Annotated in this window: 16 protein-coding genes; 7 read left to right on the forward strand and 9 right to left on the reverse strand. The window is 38.6% G+C overall.

Features of this window, described 5'->3' with window-relative positions; translation table 11 throughout:
- Nucleotides 1-6 precede the first annotated feature (6 nt).
- From IRY55_RS12230 to rpmH, 9 genes are all read right to left on the reverse strand, one after another.
- The gene (locus tag IRY55_RS12230; protein ID WP_194563614.1) at nucleotides 7-852 is read right to left on the reverse strand and encodes a ParB/RepB/Spo0J family partition protein; all 846 of its coding nucleotides are present in this window, start codon (nucleotides 850-852) and stop codon (nucleotides 7-9) included.
- 189 nt (nucleotides 853-1,041) lie between these two features.
- Nucleotides 1,042-1,887, reverse strand: coding sequence for a nucleoid occlusion protein (gene noc, locus IRY55_RS12235; protein WP_194563615.1), 846 nt, complete (start codon nucleotides 1,885-1,887; stop codon nucleotides 1,042-1,044).
- A 30-nt stretch (nucleotides 1,888-1,917) separates the two neighbouring features.
- The gene (gene rsmG, locus IRY55_RS12240) at nucleotides 1,918-2,631 is read right to left on the reverse strand and encodes a 16S rRNA (guanine(527)-N(7))-methyltransferase RsmG (protein ID WP_194563616.1); all 714 of its coding nucleotides are present in this window, start codon (nucleotides 2,629-2,631) and stop codon (nucleotides 1,918-1,920) included.
- A gap of 69 nt (nucleotides 2,632-2,700) precedes the next feature.
- Complete coding sequence (mnmG, locus tag IRY55_RS12245; RefSeq protein ID WP_194563617.1) at nucleotides 2,701-4,593, reverse strand: tRNA uridine-5-carboxymethylaminomethyl(34) synthesis enzyme MnmG; 1,893 nt, start codon at nucleotides 4,591-4,593, stop codon at nucleotides 2,701-2,703.
- Nucleotides 4,594-4,619: 26 nt separating this feature from the next.
- The gene (gene mnmE, locus IRY55_RS12250; RefSeq protein ID WP_194563618.1) at nucleotides 4,620-6,005 is read right to left on the reverse strand and encodes a tRNA uridine-5-carboxymethylaminomethyl(34) synthesis GTPase MnmE; all 1,386 of its coding nucleotides are present in this window, start codon (nucleotides 6,003-6,005) and stop codon (nucleotides 4,620-4,622) included.
- 155 nt (nucleotides 6,006-6,160) lie between these two features.
- Nucleotides 6,161-6,994 carry an RNA-binding cell elongation regulator Jag/EloR gene (jag, locus tag IRY55_RS12255; RefSeq protein WP_194563619.1) on the reverse strand — a complete coding sequence of 278 codons (834 nt, stop codon included), beginning with the start codon at nucleotides 6,992-6,994 and terminating at the stop codon, nucleotides 6,161-6,163.
- Nucleotides 6,991-7,788, reverse strand: a complete 798-nt coding sequence (gene yidC / locus IRY55_RS12260; RefSeq protein ID WP_235961138.1) for a membrane protein insertase YidC — start codon at nucleotides 7,786-7,788, stop codon at nucleotides 6,991-6,993. Before yidC ends, jag begins: the two co-directional genes overlap by 4 nt.
- A 60-nt stretch (nucleotides 7,789-7,848) precedes the next feature.
- Nucleotides 7,849-8,208, reverse strand: coding sequence for a ribonuclease P protein component (gene rnpA, locus IRY55_RS12265; protein WP_194563621.1), 360 nt, complete (start codon nucleotides 8,206-8,208; stop codon nucleotides 7,849-7,851).
- A gap of 74 nt (nucleotides 8,209-8,282) precedes the next feature.
- The gene (gene rpmH / locus IRY55_RS12270; RefSeq protein ID WP_194563622.1) at nucleotides 8,283-8,417 is read right to left on the reverse strand and encodes a 50S ribosomal protein L34; all 135 of its coding nucleotides are present in this window, start codon (nucleotides 8,415-8,417) and stop codon (nucleotides 8,283-8,285) included.
- 591 nt (nucleotides 8,418-9,008) lie between these two features.
- Between rpmH and dnaA the strand changes: the two genes are divergently transcribed.
- The 7 genes from dnaA to IRY55_RS12305 all read left to right on the forward strand — a co-directional run bounded on the left by dnaA (nucleotide 9,009) and on the right by IRY55_RS12305 (nucleotide 18,929).
- Entirely contained in the window at nucleotides 9,009-10,352 is a 1,344-nt protein-coding gene (dnaA, locus tag IRY55_RS12275; RefSeq protein WP_194563623.1) for a chromosomal replication initiator protein DnaA, read from the forward strand.
- A gap of 163 nt (nucleotides 10,353-10,515) precedes the next feature.
- Nucleotides 10,516-11,649, forward strand: a complete 1,134-nt coding sequence (gene dnaN, locus IRY55_RS12280) for a DNA polymerase III subunit beta (RefSeq protein WP_194563624.1) — start codon at nucleotides 10,516-10,518, stop codon at nucleotides 11,647-11,649.
- A 349-nt stretch (nucleotides 11,650-11,998) separates the two neighbouring features.
- A complete protein-coding gene (yaaA, locus tag IRY55_RS12285; protein ID WP_194563625.1) occupies nucleotides 11,999-12,220 on the forward strand; it encodes a S4 domain-containing protein YaaA in 222 nt (73 codons plus the stop codon).
- Nucleotides 12,221-12,226: 6 nt separating this feature from the next.
- A complete protein-coding gene (gene recF / locus IRY55_RS12290; RefSeq protein WP_194563626.1) occupies nucleotides 12,227-13,345 on the forward strand; it encodes a DNA replication/repair protein RecF in 1,119 nt (372 codons plus the stop codon).
- 25 nt (nucleotides 13,346-13,370) lie between these two features.
- Nucleotides 13,371-15,293 (forward strand): DNA topoisomerase (ATP-hydrolyzing) subunit B, encoded by a 1,923-nt coding sequence (gyrB, locus tag IRY55_RS12295; RefSeq protein WP_194563630.1) that lies wholly within the window; start codon nucleotides 13,371-13,373, stop codon nucleotides 15,291-15,293.
- A 29-nt stretch (nucleotides 15,294-15,322) separates the two neighbouring features.
- Nucleotides 15,323-17,788 (forward strand): DNA gyrase subunit A, encoded by a 2,466-nt coding sequence (gene gyrA, locus IRY55_RS12300; protein ID WP_194563627.1) that lies wholly within the window; start codon nucleotides 15,323-15,325, stop codon nucleotides 17,786-17,788.
- Nucleotides 17,789-17,807: 19 nt separating this feature from the next.
- The gene (locus IRY55_RS12305; protein WP_194563628.1) at nucleotides 17,808-18,929 is read left to right on the forward strand and encodes an HD-GYP domain-containing protein; all 1,122 of its coding nucleotides are present in this window, start codon (nucleotides 17,808-17,810) and stop codon (nucleotides 18,927-18,929) included.
- Nucleotides 18,930-18,984: the final 55 nt, after the last annotated feature.

Here is an 18,984-nt window from a genome sequence, read left to right on the forward strand (position 1 = left end):
TCCTCCTTACTGTTCTCGCTTCATCAATTGTAGTATACGTTCTAAATCATCATCTGTCATAAATTCAATTTCAATTTTGCCTTTATTTTTCGTCTGTTTTATTTGAACTTTCGTACCAAAATACTGCTCTAACTGTTGCTCTTCACTTTCGATAAACACATTTCGTGGTGTCTCTTTTTTTGTTTCATGTGAAACATTATCATTCAATTGTTGGACTTGTTGTTCCACTTGACGGACATTCCAAAAATATTGAATTGCTCTTTCAGCAAGTGGCTCTATTTGAGACTCATCTTTTAAACCGAGTAATGCTCGTCCATGACCGTTCGACAGTTGGCCTTCAATCAACATTTTTTGAACGGATTGTGGGAGCTTCAACAGTCTCAACATGTTCGCAATATATGGACGGCTTTTTCCGACTCTTTTTGCTAAATCATTTTGTTTTAATTGTAAAGCTGTGGATAATTTTTCATACGCTTGTGCTTCTTCAATCGGGTTTAAATTCGTACGTTGCAAGTTTTCAAGTAAAGCATACTCCATCGATTGCTCATCTGTAATTTCTCGAATAATTGTTGGTATCGTTTCTTTACCTGCTAACTGAGTAGCGCGAAGTCGTCGTTCTCCCGCCACTAACTCGTATTTTTTTCCTTTTTTTCGAACGATGATCGGTTGAATGACACCGGACTGTTCGATAGATTGAGCTAGTTCTTGCAATTGTTCATCATCGAATTGTTGACGTGGTTGATACGGATTCGCTTCAATCATTTCGACGTGAATCCATTCCACCGTTTCGTTTTCTCGGACGAGCTCTTCTCCAAAGATAGCTTCTAATCCTTTTCCTAATCCTTTATCCACAATGAATCCCTTCTTTCGCTAATCATTCGTCATATTTCGCATCTTTTAATTTGCAGCTACTGATGCCTCGCACATGTGCAAACTCGCCTTATTTCCTCCACTATTTTATTCAGTGTATCAAATTATGACGTGTTTCTAAAAGAATGTAAAAAAAGAGCGGAATAAAATTTCCACTCTTTTCTTTCACTTTTATTTTTTCTTCGGTATTTTTACCGTAACGACATAATGATCCTCTTCTTCAATCTCTTCCGTTTCAACATTAATGCCGCTCTTTGTAATGAGTTGAACCGATTGTTTAATCGTGTTCAGAGCGATTCTTACATCTTTACTAATCACTTTCACACGTGGTTTCTTTTTCTTTGGTTTCTCTTCTTCCATGTGTAATGCTGTTAATACTTTAATATGCTCTTCAAGTTGTTTAACGCTCCACTCTTCTTCTAACAACTGTGTCAGCAATTGAAGCTGTTGTTCTTCCTCTTTGACACGCAAAAGGGCGCGGGCATGACGCTCAGTGATTTTCTTGTTTAAAATAGCTTCTTGAATACTTGCGGGTAATTTCAAGAGGCGAAGTTTGTTCGCAATCGTCGATTGACTCTTTCCTAAACGTTGCGCTAAAGCTTCTTGTGTAAGTTGGTGAAGCTCCAACAATTGAGCATATGCATGCGCTTCTTCAATCGCCGTCAACTGCTCCCGTTGCAAATTTTCAATTAAAGCGACTGACGCCACTTCACGATCGTCCATTTTCCGCACGAGAGCCGGAACTTCATTCCACCCGAGATGTTGCATCGCTCGAAAGCGTCTCTCTCCAGCGACAATTTCATAGCGCTCATCTACTTTTCGTAAGACGATCGGTTGGATGACGCCGTGTGTATGAATCGTAAGAGCTAGCTCTTCAATCTTCTCTTGTGAAAAAACAGTACGCGGCTGATAACGGTTCGGATCGATTAATTCAATCGCAATTTGTTCGACACCTTCTTTGACCTCTTCCTCTTCTTTACTTGAAGAGCCAAACAAGCGGGCAAAAGTATTTTTCATGGCGACTCAACACCTGCTTTCATCAATTTATCATAAAGGAGATTTATTCGGCGTGCCTGGTTTTCTCGGATATTTTTTCGGCGTCGTTTTCACTTTATCGAAAACATAAAGTGTACGCTCACTATCTTCTTCAGGTAACTCAAAATCGAATTGTTCTACTAATTCTACACCGAGTATGTTCAAGGCACTTTTCGCATCGATTAACTCTTCAGGGCCTGCTGCACCTTTCATCGCGACGAATTGTCCTCCCTTTTTCACAAGAGGAACACATAGCTCAGACAATACAGATAGACGTGCTACAGCGCGTGCTGTCACTAAATCAAATTGTTCACGATACGCTTTGTTTTTTCCGAACTCTTCCGCTCTCGCGTGAACGAAATGAACGTTTTCTAATTGAAGTTCATTTGCTAAATGATTTAAAAACGTAATGCGTTTATTTAAAGAATCCACAATCGTTAATTCAATGTGTGGATAACAAATTTTGAGTGGGATACTCGGGAACCCCGCTCCCGCTCCGACATCACAGACGGTCATCTCTTTCGAAAAATCAACGTAAAACGCTGCTGTAATCGAATCATAAAAATGCTTTAAATAAACAGATGGCTCATCCGTAATAGCCGTTAAGTTCATCTTTTCATTCCATTCGACAAGCTCCGTAAAATAAGTGCGAAACTGTTCAATTTGTCGCTCGCTCAATTCGATCCCTTTCGCGCGCAACGCTTCGATAAACTGTTGTTCATTCATAAAAGTTATAGCCTCCCAAATTTATGTACATATGCAAAGCGTGAGAAACGAGTCCTCACGCTCCGCTCATCATTCATTCGATACTTTTGCGATTCTTCCTTGTTCAATATAAATGAGCAAAATGGAAATGTCTGCTGGGTTCACTCCTGGAATACGTGATGCTTGTGCAATCGAGCGCGGACGCACTTCTTTCAAAATAGCACGAGCTTCATGTGCAATATTCGCTACTGCATCGTAATCGATATTTTCTGGAATGATTTTATTCTCTAGCTTTTTCATTTTATCGACCTGTTGAAGGGACTTTTTAATATAGCCTTCATATTTTGTAAAGATTTCAATTTGTTCGGCCACTTGTTCATCTACTGGAGTGTCAGCAGGCGCAATTTTTTCAATATGCGCATACATCACTTCTGGCCGCTTCAATAAATCGATCGCTTTAAGCGGTTCTTTAATCGGTGTACTGTTCGCTTCTGCTAAAACAGCTTGCACTTCTTCTGTCGGCTTTACCGTCACTTGCGCTAAACGTTCTAACTCTTCTTGAATTTGACGTTTCTTCTCGGTAAATTGTGCATAACGTTGTGGACGAATTAAACCGATCTCATATCCGAGCTCTGTCAAACGCATATCTGCATTATCGTGGCGCAATAATAGACGATATTCTGCACGCGATGTTAAAAGACGATACGGTTCTAACGTTCCTTTTGTAACGAGATCATCAATTAAAACGCCAATATACGCTTCATCGCGCCCTAAAATGACTTCTTCTTTCCCTAAGACACGACTCGCTGCGTTAATCCCCGCCATTAATCCTTGAGCCGCCGCTTCTTCGTAACCGCTCGTTCCGTTAATTTGGCCAGCTGTATATAAGTTTTTAATTTTTTTCGTTTCCAATGTTGGCCACAGCTGTGTCGGTACAATCGCATCATACTCAATCGCATAACCCGCACGCATAATTTCGGCATTTTCTAATCCAGGTACACTTGCGACTAATTGACGTTGAACATGTTCAGGCAAACTCGTCGAGAGTCCTTGTACATATACTTCATTCGTATTGCGACCTTCAGGCTCTAAAAAGACTTGGTGGCGTCCTTTATCCGCAAAGCGGACGATTTTATCTTCAATGGATGGACAATAGCTCGGTCCACGCCCTTTAATCATTCCTGAATACATAGGAGCTAAATGTAAATTATCATTAATCAGTTGATGCGTTAAAGGAGTCGTATACGTCAACCAACAAGGTAATTGATCCATGATGTACTCCGTCGTTTCATAACTGAACGCACGTGGTACATCGTCACCAGGTTGAATTTCGGTTTTGCTGTAATCGATTGTTTTACTATTCAAACGCGGTGGTGTTCCTGTTTTAAAGCGGACAACATCAAATCCTAAGTTTTCTAAGCTTTCCGCTAACTTTACAGAAGGCATTTGGTTGTTCGGTCCGCTGGAGTAACGCAAATCACCGATGACGATTTCGCCGCGTAAAAAAGTTCCTGTCGTAATGATGACGGTTTTCGCGCGATAAATGGCACCGATATGGGTAACGATTCCTTTCACTTCATCATCTTCAACGATTAACTCATCGACGACTGCTTGACGTAATGTTAAGTTATCTGTCGTTTCGATTAATTTTTTCATTTCAGATTGATATATCACTTTGTCCGCTTGTGCACGTAACGCTCGTACCGCTGGACCTTTTCCTGTATTTAACATGCGCATTTGAATGTGAGAGCGGTCGATAATTTTCCCCATCGCGCCTCCTAATGCGTCTATTTCTCGAACGACGATTCCTTTCGCTGGTCCACCAAGTGATGGGTTACACGGCATGAAAGCAATCATATCTAAATTCATCGTTAAAAGAAGTGTATCCACTCCTCTATTTGCTGCTGCTAGTGCTGCTTCTGCTCCGGCATGTCCTGCCCCGATGACGATACAATCATAAGTGCCTGCTTCAAACTGGCCCATGTTCGTTCATCTCCTCTATTTTAAATTTATTTCCCTAGACAAAATTGCGAGAATAACTCATTAATTAAACTATCTTTCATCGTATCGCCTACAATTTCTCCAAGCAACTCCCACGTTCGGGTTAAATCGATTTGTACCATATCAATCGGTACTCCAATTTCTGCTGCCTCTAACGCTTCAGCGATCGTACGATGTGCTTCTTTCAATAAGACGATGTGACGAACGTTCGAAACATATGTTAAATCTGCTTGTTCTAATGAACCGCTATAAAACAGCTCTTGAATCGCATCTTCCAATTGATGAATTCCTTCATCTTGAACGAGTGAAGTCGTCACAATCGGGGAATCTTTAGCTAACGTACGAACTTCTTGTAAATCAAGCTCCTGAGGTAAATCTGTTTTATTAATGATGACAATCGTTTCGAATCCATCGACCGCTTCAAATAAGTGACGGTCTTCATCACTTAACACCTCTGCACCGTTTAAAACGAGCAAAATTAAATCTGCTTGTTTTAATACTTGGCGGCTACGTTCTACACCGATTCGCTCAACGATATCTTTCGTTTCACGAATTCCTGCTGTATCGACTAATTTTAACGGAACACCTTTAATGTTCACGTACTCTTCTATAATATCACGAGTCGTCCCTGCGATGTCTGTCACAATCGCCTTATTTTCTTGAACGAGACTGTTTAAAAGCGACGACTTCCCAACGTTTGGACGACCGATAATAACAGTTTGAAGTCCTTCACGAATAATTTTCCCTTGTTTTGATGTTTCGAGTAATTGTTCAATTTCTTCCATGATCCACGTCGCTTTTTCACGTAAAAGGGGAATCGTTACTTCTTCGACATCATCATATTCGGGATAATCGATATTTACTTCCACTTGAGCGAGCGTATCTAAAATTCCTTGACGTAAAGCGCCAATTAAACGTGAGAGGCGACCGTCCATTTGACCGAGCGCGATATCCATCGCTTCGTCCGTTTTAGCACGAATGACGTCCATGACCGCTTCCGCTTGTGATAAATCGATTCGGCCGTTTAAAAAGGCACGCTTCGTAAACTCTCCTGGTTCTGCAAGTTGTGCACCATTCGAAAGTACAAGCTCCAATACACGATTAACTGATACGATACCACCATGACAGTTGATCTCGACGACGTCTTCTTTCGTAAATGTTTTCGGAGCTCGCATGACGGACACCATCACTTCTTCTACGATTTGATCCGTCGATGGTTCAACCAAGTGACCGTAATGAATCGTATGACTCGGCACTTCCATTAATTTTTTATTGTGCGGAGAGCGAAAAATGCGTGAAGCGATATCGACCGCTTCTTCTCCACTTAAACGTACGATTCCGATGGCACCTTCTCCCATCGGTGTTGAAATTGCTGCGATTGTTTCGTACGACATGTCATCACCTTCTACCTTCTTCAATCTTTCTATTATCATAACGCAACGAGAATTTCGTTGCACGGTTCAATTCTTCTTCCTAATCGGACAAAAAAGAAGAGCGGACGAACGCTCTTCTTCAAATTGTAAACGAAATCTCAAACTTTTCAATTGGCTTATTGGAGCGGCTCAATCACTAAATAACGATAAGGATCGCTACCTTCTGAATACGTATCAACATCGATGCGAGCAGCTAATGTATGATGAACAATCTTGCGCTCATATGATGGCATCGGCTCCAATTTCACTTTACGTTGTTTCGAAACGGCTTGATCAGCCATTCGATTCGCTAAATAAATGAGTGATTGTTCCCGACGTTCTCGATAATCTCCAACGTTCATACGTACGACTTTAAAACGCGTAGATTGCTGATTGACGATCAGCTGTGTTAATTGTTGCAAGGCATTTAAATTTTGACCTCGTTTTCCAATTAACTTCGCTGCATCTGGTGTGTCGATTTGTATATCCACATACTTACCCACACCATCCACAGTAATATCCACATTTGAGCAATTTAATTCATTTGCAATGTTCACAATGTAGTCTTTAGCAGAATTTTCAATTAAAACATCTTCCTGCTCTCTATTGGGGATAACTTTTTCTAGTGAAGAAGGAGTGAATTCATCAACTCGTGGATTTTCTTTCTTTTCCTCCTCCTCAACTTCTGGAACTGTTAATTCTTCATATTCTTCTTTCTCTTCTTCTAAATCTTTTTCAAACACCGTTACCTGTTCTAGCTCGACAGGTGATTTCACTTCCTCTTGTACGATGGGAGATGTTTCTTTTTTCGTCACAAGAACTTTCGCTTCTTTTGCACCAAATCCAAGAAAACCTTTGCGACCTTGCTCAATCACTTCAATCTCAACATGTTCACGAGTTGTCTTTAACTGTTTTAATGCTTCTTGAATTGCCAAATCTACGGTCGTTCCTGTCTGTGCAATTTGTTTCATTTTTTACGCTTGCCTCCTTTTTTTCGATTGTTCTTTTTTTGTTCTTCTACAATAACTGGCTCTTTCGCAAACGGTTTATATAAGAAAATATTTGTAATTAACATAATGACATTACCAATAATCCAATAAAGTGAGATTGCAGCCGGTAAAAAGAGACCGAATCCAACAATCATAAATGGCATAATATAGAGCATTGTTTTCATTTGTGGATTATCCATAGCAGGTCCTGTTTTTAAGACAACGAACTGTGCAACCCCAGCTAAAATCGCTAGCACTATGCTTTGCTCGGCCAATTGGAAACCTAGAAACGTTCCGAGTTCAATTTCAGGTGTCGCATTCATTCGACTGATCGCGTGGTACAAACCAATGATAATTGGCATTTGAACGAGCGCTGGCAAACATCCTGCAACTGGGTTCACTTGATTTTCTGTAAACAATTGTTGGATCGCTTCACGATACTTCTCTTGCGTTACCGCATCTTTCGATTTGTACTTCTCTTGTAAAGCTTTCATTTTCGGTTGGATGTCCCGCATCGCCTTTGAACTATTCGCTTGTTGAATAATTAATGGTAATAAAATAACACGGACGATAATCGTAACTGCAACGATACTCCATCCATATGTACCGAGCACATCTTTTAACATCGTAATAAAAGCTACGATAGGCCAAACGATAAATTTGCTCCAAAATCCTTCTGTATCTGAATAGATTGGTTCTCTAAAATCACCACAACCTGCTAAAAAGATTGTAAGTGCAGATAACATGAGGATGAGAGCTATTTTCTTCTTCTTCATCAACTTTCCTCCAAACATCTTTCTATTTCGATAACTATTCCTTCTATAAAGACCATTCATTTATTTTACTTCATTTCGGACTTTCGGCAAACATTTTGCGATACGCAAAATATGTTGCAAACTCTTCTTCGTCTCATGAAAATTTAAATCGGTCGCTCCTGCTCGAGCGATAATAACATAGTCGACATTGGCCTTTAACTCGCTTTGTAATTCAAAAATTGCCTGGCGCACGTATCGTTTAATTTCATTACGCTTTACAGCATTTCCTAGCTTTTTACTAACTGATAGTCCTAAGCGTAACTCTGTTTGATTCTTTTTTGGATAAATGTAAACGACGAATTGTCGATTGGCGAAGGACGTTCCGTGTTTAAACACTTGTTGAAAATCCTCATTCTTTTTAATCCTTTGTTGCTTTCTCAAAGCACTTCACCTTCTTCTCCACAGCATCTACTTCATTATAAACGAGAAAAAAAGACCACTGAATGACAGTGGCCTTATGCTGAAAGCACTTTTCTTCCTTTGCGACGACGAGCTGCTAAAATCTTACGTCCGTTTTTCGTGCTCATACGTGCACGGAAGCCGTGAACTTTGCTACGTTTACGTTTATTTGGTTGGAATGTACGTTTCATATCGAGACACCTCCTCTTCAGTGTCAATAATCCTATCTCGTTTGAACTTAGAATGAATAGTCTTGAATATTATAACGGGCATGTCTTTTAATGTCAAGGGCTTAAGTAGAATCCACTTCCACAATACCTCTTACATAAACATTCTTCTAACGGATCTAAATCCTCGGTAAATTCCTAAAAAAACAGTTGCCAACTCAACCATTTTTCATGTTAAAATAGACATTCCACTTTATCCACATTTTTATTCACAACTTCTAAAAAAGCTGTTTGCATATTTATACATACCCCTTTTCCGTTTCACCCTTATCAACAACTTACCAACAAATCTACACCTGTGGATAACTTTTATCAACAACTCCTTCTTTTCTCTGGATAATTTGAATAATACCTTGTTATTACAATGTTTATTTGCTATGATTTATCTACGTGTTTGTTGAAAACCACGTTTCGGGAAATACAATATCCACAAATGTTTTTCTTTCGTGGATTATTCAATTCACATCTGTTGATTTTAGTTATCCACAGGTGTTCATTTTGTGGATAACTGTTTTTTTGACTTAAAAAAGATAAAAAAGGAGGAATGTCACTCTTATGAATAATTTAGATTCATTATGGAACGATGTGCTCGAAGAGATTAAATCTCGGATTGCAAAACCTAGTTTCGAAACTTGGTTAAAACAAACGGAATTAATTGTTTTTGATGAGGAAACAGCCGTTATAGAAGTACCGAGTACATTCGCTCAAGAATGGCTCGAAAAAAATTATATCCACTTAATATCAGGTATTTTAGCGAGTAAGACCGGAGCAGATCGAATCGTACATTTTGTCGTTCCAGACTCTTTACCTACAGAAGATTTAAAAAGGTCATCACGGTCGCAACAAGAAGTTTCAGAAGTAAATCCTAATTACGCTCAAATGCTCAACCCGAAATACACATTCGATACATTTGTCATCGGTTCAGGGAATCGATTCGCTCACGCTGCGTCACTAGCCGTTGCAGAAGCACCGGCAAAGGCATATAACCCTCTGTTTATATATGGAGGAGTAGGATTAGGCAAAACTCACTTAATGCACGCAATCGGACACTATGTCATCGAGCAAAATCCAGAACTGAAAGTAGCCTATGTTTCTTCTGAAAAATTTACAAATGAATTTATTAATTCCATTCGCGACAATCGAGCGGATGACTTTAGAAACCAATATCGCAATGTGGATGTTTTACTCATTGATGATATTCAATTTTTAGAAGGGAAAGAACAGACACAAGAGGAGTTTTTCCATACATTTAATGCATTGCATGAAGAAGCGAAACAAATCATCATTTCAAGCGATCGTCCGCCTAAAGAAATTTCTACATTGGAAGACCGATTGCGCTCTAGATTCGAATGGGGACTCATTACCGACATTGCTCCACCTGATCTCGAAACACGGATTGCTATTTTAAAGAAGAAGGCAAATGCGGATAATTTGACGAATGTTTCAGATGATGTGATGCTTTACATTGCGAATCAAATTGACTCCAATATTCGTGAATTAGAAGGAGCTTTAACACGTGTTGTGGCCTATGCTTCATTAGTTGATAAATCAATTACACCTGAAGTCGCACAAGAAGCTTTAAAAGATATTATCCCGAATGCCACACCGCGTGCTATTACTATCTTAGAAATCAAAAAAATTGTCGGAGAACATTTCAATATTAGACTTGAAGATTTTTCTTCTAAAAAACGCACACGCTCCATCGCGTTTCCGAGACAAATCGCTATGTTCTTATCGAGAGAATTAACTGATTCCTCTCTTCCTAAAATCGGTACCGAATTTGGAGGACGTGATCACTCAACGGTCATTCACGCTCATGAAAAAATTTCAACCATGTTAGAAAAGGATCAAAATTTGCAAAGAGACGTGCAACAAATCCGATCTTTGCTTGGTGTATAGTTGTTGATAAGTGTGGATATTAGAAACAAACTATCAACATATTGTCCACATACTCAACCTGTTGATACAGAAGGGTTCAAAGGACTTATCCACTTATCCACAGCCCCTATTACTACTATTACTTATCTTTTAAACAAATAATATATATTAACGGGAGGACATTATGAAATTTGAAATTAATCGTACACATTTATTAAACGGGTTAAGTGACGTTATGAAAGCAATTAGTCATAAAGTGACATTACCTATTTTAACGGGGATAAAAATTGAATTAGACGAGCAAGGAGTAACAATGACAGGTAGTGATTCAGATATTACAATTTGTTCATTTATCCCTACAGAAGAAGATGGAGAATTAATCATTGAAACATTTGAAAAAGGTTCTATCGTTGTACAAGCTCGTTACTTTAGCGATATTGTACGCAAATTACCAACTGAAACTGTATTACTTGAAGTCATCAATGAACAAGATGTCATTATTCGTTCAGGACGATCTGAATTTAAATTAATTGGTTCTAAAGCAGATGAATATCCGATTTTACCTAATATGGAAAAAGATATTCAATTTACAATTGCTACTCCATTATTAAAATCCATTATCCGAGAAACAGGATTTGCCGTTTCTACTCAAGAAACACGTCCCGTTTTAACTGGCGTGAACTGGGTGAAAAAAGAAGATGCTCTTTATTGTATCGCGACGGATAGCCATCGTCTTGCTCGTCGTATTACAGCATTGGACGATTTACCAGAAGGAGAATTCCAAGCTGTAATACCTGGTAAAAGTTTACAAGAGTTGAATAAAATTATCGATAAAGAAGAGTCTGTGGATATTTTGTTCACAGAACAACAAGTATTATTTAAAACAGAACGTATTTTATTTTATTCGCGTTTGTTAGAAGGGACATATCCAGATACAACGAGACTTATCCCTACAGAATATCAAACATCAATCGTTTTAAAGAGTAAGGAATTTTTACAAGCGATTGATCGAGCAAGTTTGTTAGCACGAGATGAACGTAACAATATTGTACGTCTCGTAACGACGGATCAATCGACAGTTGAATTAACATCAAATTCACCTGAAGTAGGGAAAGTAGAAGAAATTGTAGCTGCTACATCTATTAAAGGGGAGGCACTTCAAATTTCTTTCAGTGCAAAATATATGATGGATGCTTTACGTGCTATCGAAAGCGAAGAAATTGTTATTCATTTCACGGGCGTCATGCGTCCATTCATTTTAAAAGCGGTGGATAGCGAAGCTGTATTACAATTAATTCTCCCTGTTCGGACATACTAATTCAGAACGTTTAAAAAGTGTTGTCATTTAAATAAAATGGCAACACTTTTTATATATGTCTGATGAAGTTCAAAAGCGAAAATTATCATTTCGTGGTATAATAAATAGAAGTTGCGACGACAATTGAGGAAATGTCTAAGTGTTAAAAAGAAGCTCTCGAAATTTTAAGAAGAAAAATTTCGTCGGCTTCTTTTCTTAGTTGTAAAAGGAATACTTTGCGACAATGGAATTAAAAAGGGTATAATTAATCAGATGCACGAAACTGTGAAAATACGAACAACTGTTTTACTTCATCTACGTTTTTCGGTAAAATAGTAAAAGATAAACAATAAGAATAGAGTTGAAAATAATGGAAAAAATAGAAATTAACACAGAATATGTCACATTAGGACAATTTTTGAAGATGGTGAATGTTATCAGTTCAGGTGGAATGGCTAAATGGTATTTATCAGAGTATGTTATTTACGTGAATGGTGAAGAAGAGCAAAGACGAGGTAAAAAATTGTATGATCAAGATATTATTCTCGTTCCGAATGAAGGTAAATTTCAGATTACTCGAAAGTTAGGTTAATCATACATGTATATGAAAAGTTTGCAGCTTGAAAATTACCGAAATTACAAAACATTAGATTTGCAATTTTCTCCTCAGGTGAATGTTTTTATCGGTGAAAATGCGCAAGGTAAGACCAATGTGATGGAGTCTATTTATGTTTTAGCAATGACAAAGTCACATCGCACATCGAATGATCGTGATTTAATTCGTTGGGAAACTGAATATGGTAAAATAAAGGGAGAAGTTATAAAAAAATATGGCGCTATCCCTCTCCAATTAGAAATCACAAAAAAAGGCAAGAAAGCCCGTGCAAATCATTTAGAGCAACGTAAATTAAGTTCTTATATTGGACAGTTGAATGTCGTTATGTTTGCACCTGAAGATTTAAATATCGTCAAAGGGAGTCCGCAAGTAAGACGACGTTTTTTAGATATGGAAATTGGACAAATTTCCCCAACGTATTTACATGATCTTGTTATTTATCAAAAGCTATTAAAGCAGCGTAATGCCATTTTGAAAAAAAGACATTTAACAACTGAAAATGAAGTCATGTTGAATGTTTATACGGATCAGTTTATTCAAGCAGCTTCTAAAATTATCGTGCGTCGCTTTTATTTTATGGAACTATTACAAAAATGGGCGAGACCAATTCACGAAGGAATTTCTCAAGGTAAAGAACAACTCACAATTGAATATAGAACATTAAAGCAGTTTGAACGGACAATGTCAGAGCAAGAAATTGCATCGATTTATCAAAGTGAAATTGAACAATTAAAACAAAAAGAATTGGAGCGAGGTTTGACATTGATCGGTCCTCATCGCGATGATTTGCGTTTTTATGTCAATGATTATGACGTTCAAACGTTTGGTTCTCAAGGACAGCAACGTACAACAGCGCTCTCCTTGAAGTTGGCCGAGATAGAATTGGTGAAACAAGAAGTGGGAGAGCCACCAATTTTGTTATTGGATGATGTGTTATCTGAACTCGATGATGATCGTCAAACCCATTTATTAAATATTACGCAAGGACAAGTTCAAACATTCGTTACAACCACAAATGTCGATGGCATATCGCATGATACGATTCGCAATGCGACGATGTTTGAAGTAAAAGAAGGAACTGTCACTCAATTGAAAGACTAAGGAAGGACTGGTGAAAGAGTTGGCTATGGAAGAAAAAAGTGTAGAAACAGCATATGATGCCAATCAAATCCAAGTACTCGAAGGATTAGAAGCTGTACGGAAGCGTCCAGGAATGTATATCGGAACAACAAGCTCAAGAGGATTACACCATCTTGTATGGGAAATCGTTGACAATAGTATAGATGAGGCGTTAGCGGGACATTGTGATCATATCGAAGTATTTATTGAAAAAGATAATTGGATTCGCGTAGACGACAATGGTCGAGGAATTCCAGTAGGTACACAAGAATCGACGGGTCGTCCAGCCGTTGAAGTCATTATGACTGTTTTACATGCTGGGGGAAAGTTCGGCGGTGGCGGTTATAAAGTATCGGGTGGATTACATGGAGTCGGTGCGTCTGTCGTCAACGCATTGTCTGAAGAAACGATTGCGACAGTTCGTCGAGATGGGAAAGTTCATGAAATTCGTTTCGAACGTGGACTCGTCACGAAAGAATTAGAAGTGGTAGGAGAAACGACAAAAACAGGTACTTCTATTCGATTTAAGGCAGATCCAGAAATTTTTAAAGAAACGACAGAATATGAATACGATGTATTAGCGCTTCGGTTAAAAGAACTTGCGTATTTAAATCGTGGTCTCCGTATAACGATTTCTGATGAACGTGAAGGTCAAGAAAAGACAGAAACATTCCACTACGAAGGTGGAATACGTTCTTATGTTGAACATTTAAATAAAAATAAAGAACCATTACATGAAGAGCCGATTTATGTGGAAGGAGAAAAAGATGGCATAACCCTTGAAATTGCGATGCAATACAATAGCGGTTTTGCTGAGAATTTATACTCTTTTGCCAACAATATTAATACGTATGAAGGGGGCACGCATGAATCAGGTTATAAAACAGCGTTAACTCGAGTGATTAACGACTATGCACGGAAAAACAATATATTAAAAGAAGCAGATGCTAATTTAACAGGAGATGACGTTCGTGAAGGATTAACAGCGATCATTTCTGTTAAACATCCCGACCCTCAATTTGAAGGACAGACGAAAACGAAACTTGGAAACTCGGAAGTGAGCACGATTACAAATCAATTGTTCTCAGAAGGGTTCCAAAGATTCTTATTAGAAAATCCGACAGTTGCACGCACAATCATTGATAAAAGCTTAATGGCAGCACGTGCACGTGTCGCCGCTAAAAATGCACGCGAAATGACGCGTCGTAAATCCCCATTAGATGTGTCTAGTTTGCCAGGGAAACTAGCAGACTGTTCTTCACGAGATCCAGCGATTAGTGAGCTTTACATCGTTGAGGGTGACTCGGCAGGAGGTTCAGCGAAAAGTGGACGAGATCGTCACTTCCAAGCAATTTTGCCATTGCGAGGTAAAATTTTAAACGTAGAAAAAGCGCGAATTGATCGTATTTTAGGTAACTTAGAAATTCGAGCGATGATCACAGCACTCGGCACAGGAATCGGTGAAGACTTTGATTTATCGAAAGCTCGTTACCATAAAATTATCATTATGACAGATGCTGATGTCGATGGCGCTCACATTAGTACGCTTTTATTAACATTTTTCTTCCGTTTCATGCGTCCGTTAATCGAAGCGGGATATGTGTATGTTGCTCAGCCACCGTTATACGGCGTAAAACAAGGTCGTAAAGAATATTACTGTTTAGACGAAGAAGAATTAGAAGAGACGTTGGCGTCACTCTCTGCAACGCCAAAACCAGAAGTGTCACGCTTTAAAGGTCTCGGTGAGATGAATGCTGACACACTTTGGGATACGACGATGAATCCAGAACATCGCGTGTTATTACAAGTTCAACTCGATGACGTTGTCGAAGCGAATGAAGTGTTTGAACAGTTGATGGGTGATGAAGTAGAACCGCGCAGACGATTCATTGAAGAGAATGCTTCACAAGTTATGAACTTAGATGCATAAAGTGAAGATTTCGAAAGGAGTATACGTATATGGCTGACACGCCAAACCGTGGTGTAAAAAGAATTAACATTAGTAAGAAAATGAGGACTTCATTTTTAGATTATGCGATGAGCGTAATCGTATCACGTGCTTTACCAGACGTACGTGACGGATTGAAGCCAGTGCATCGTCGTATTTTATATGCGATGCATGAATTAGGGATTACAGCGGATAAATCACATAAAAAATCTGCCCGTATCGTCGGGGATGTTATCGGTAAGTATCACCCGCATGGAGATATTGCTGTGTACGAAACGATGGTACGTATGGCGCAAGATTTTAACTATCGCTACATGTTAGTAAATGGACAAGGGAACTTCGGATCGGTCGATGGTGACTCGGCAGCAGCTATGCGGTATACCGAAGCGAAAATGTCTAAAATTTCGATGGAATTGTTGAGAGATATTAATAAAAATACGGTTGACTTCCAAGAAAACTATGACGGTAACGAAAAAGAACCGACTGTTTTACCGAGCCGTTATCCGAACTTAATCGTTAACGGAACGAGCGGTATCGCAGTAGGGATGGCAACGAATATTCCACCTCACCACTTAGGAGAAGCGATTGATGCGGTGCTCGCTGTTGCGGACAATCCACAATTGACGACAGAAGAATTGATGGAAATTATGCCAGGACCAGACTTTCCAACAGGCGGGATCATTTTAGGTCGCAGCGGTATTCGTCGTGCTTACGAAACAGGTCGTGGCTCGATTATGATTCGCGGTAAAGTAGAAATCGAACAAGCGAAATCTGGAAAAGAGACAATTATCGTTACAGAATTACCGTATCAAGTGAATAAAGCGCGTCTCATTGAGAAAATAGCAGAATTAGTGCGTGAAAAGAAAATTGAAGGCATTACACATTTAGCGGATGAATCTGACCGTACAGGTATGCGTATTGTCATTGAAGTACGTCGAGATTCGAATGCGAATGTCATTTTAAACAATTTATATAAACAAACAGCTCTACAATCGAGTTTCGGTATTAATATGCTTGCTTTAGTCGATAAAGAACCGAAAGTATTATCGTTGCGTGAAATATTGCAACATTACTTAGATCATCAACGAGTTATCATTCGCCGTCGTACACAATACGAATTAGAACGCGCTGAAGCACGCGCGCACATATTAGAAGGACTTCGTATCGCTTTAGATCATATCGATGAAATTATCGCTTTAATTCGCGGTTCAAAAACAACAGCGGAAGCAAAGTCAGGCTTAATCGAAACATTCGAATTGTCTGAGCGTCAAGCACAAGCCATTTTAGATATGCGTTTGCAACGTTTAACTGGACTAGAGCGTGATAAAATTGAAGAAGAGTATAAAGAGCTTCTCCGATTAATAGAAGAGCTAAAAGCTATTTTAGCTAACGATGAAACATTATTGAACTTAATCAAAGAAGAGCTTTTAGAAATTAAAGAGCGCTTTGCAGATGAACGCCGTACTGAAATTACAACGAGTGGATTAGAGATGATCGAAGATGAAGATCTCATCCCTGAGGAAAATTTAGTACTTACCTTAACGCACAATGGTTATATTAAACGTTTACCATCAAACACATATCGTAGCCAACGTCGTGGAGGGCGTGGTATTCAAGGTATGGGAACGAATGAAGATGACTTTGTTGAACATTTATTGAATACATCGACACATGATACGATTCTATTCTTTACGTCTAAAGGTCGCGTTTTCCGTAAAAAAGGATATGAAATTCCAGAATATAGCCGAACAGCGAAAGGTTTGCCAATTGTCAATTTACTCGAGGTAGAAAAAGATGAGAAAGTAACGGCAATGATTCCGGTTCCAGAATTTGATGAAGAGCAATATTTATTCTTCGCCACAAAACAAGGAATCGTAAAACGTACATCTATTCAAGAGTATAGAAATATTCGTACGAATGGTATTATCGCATTGACTTTAAGAGGTGACGATGAATTAATCGGTGTGAAATTAACATCGAATGATGAAGACATCATCATCGGGACGAGAGATGGTATGCTCATCCGTTTCAAAGAGTCGGATATTCGGGTGATGGGGCGTACTGCTGGTGGTGTTATCGGGATTCGTTTACGTGAAGAAGATTATGTAATTGGGATGGATTTGTTGAACGAAAAACATGAGGTGTTAATCGTTACTGAAAAAGGATATGGAAAGAGAACTCCAGCTGAAGAGTATCGAATCCAAACTCGTGGAGGTTTAGGGCTTAAAACCGCTCAAATTACTGAACGGAACGGTAAACTAGTCGCTATGAAATCTGTAGAAGGCACAGAAGATATTATGATTATTACAGGGCATGGAATCATCATTCGGATGGACATTAATGATATCTCAGTTTTCGGAAGAAATACACAAGGTGTTCGCTTAATTCGAATCGATGAAGGTGAATTTGTTGCAACTGTAGCGAAAGTAGTGAAAGAAGACGATTTGTTAGATGAAGAGGATGATCAGTCCGAGTGATGAGAGTTGAGGTGGAATCATGGAGGCTGAAGTAAAAGTAGTAAGTGAGCTTGAAGTTGGAGATATTATTGAAGAAGATGTCTTTGCAAATACTCATTTTCCAATCATCAAAAAGGGTACCCTTGTAACAGATGTTCAAATTAATATATTAAAGCAATTTGATATTGTACAAGTGCTCGTTCGTATAGTTGAAGAAGACGAGATTGTAGAAGTGCGTCCAGCAACACGGAAACAAAAAAGCCCAACGCAAGAGATGGAAGTGAAGCGTTTCATAGAAGAGGTAATTCAAGAAGATGAAGAGCATGAAGATGACTTTCAAGTTATTTACCGAGATACGTATCAAAAATATAAAGTAGAGTATGATCGCTTACGTTCCGGGAGTAAAGTGAATGTTCCTCATATGAGACAAATTATCATACCGCTCATTGAAATGTTTTTAGAATCAGACAATACGATTTATGATTTGAGAAGAAAAATGATTGTGGAAGATTATATGTATCATCATCATTTACGCACAAGTATTGTTGCTACATTATTAGCGAAAAAGCTAAAATATTCTAAAGCAGAACAAAATCAAATTGGTTTAGCTGCACTACTAATGGATGCAGGAATGGCGAAGATATCATTCACTGTATTAAATAAAACAAGAGATTTAACAGAATTAGAACGTGCTGAAATTCGCAAACATGTTATTCACAGTTATACGAGTATTCAAAATTCACCTATTTTGAAACCAGAAATCAAGACAGCGATTGTTCAACATCATGAACGGATGGATGGATCTGGATATCCTCTGCAGTCAAAATATCAAGAAATTCATCAAATTGCTCAAATTTTAGCTGTAGCGGATGTGTTTTGCGCTTTGACGGAGAAAAGACCATATCGTTCTAACTTAAGTGAAGTTGAAGCAATTGAGTACATGCGTTATGAGCAGTATGGAAAATATGATTTACAAGTTATTGAACAGCTACAAAAACTTGTTGGGCTTATTACAGTAGGAACGCAAGCAGTATTAAGTAATAAAGCTATTGGGGTAGTTGTGCATGTAAATTACGATAATATGTATCGTCCTATTGTGAAAATGGATGGCAATGTCATTGATTTAAAAGAAAGAAAATATGATATTGTGAAAGTCCTATAGATGAAGGAAGAGCTTAAGAGCGTCTTGAAATTTCAAGATGCTCTTTTTATTTTTT

The organism is Savagea serpentis, from assembly GCF_015351395.1.
Taxonomy (GTDB): Bacteria; Bacillota; Bacilli; order Bacillales_A; family Planococcaceae; genus Savagea; species Savagea serpentis.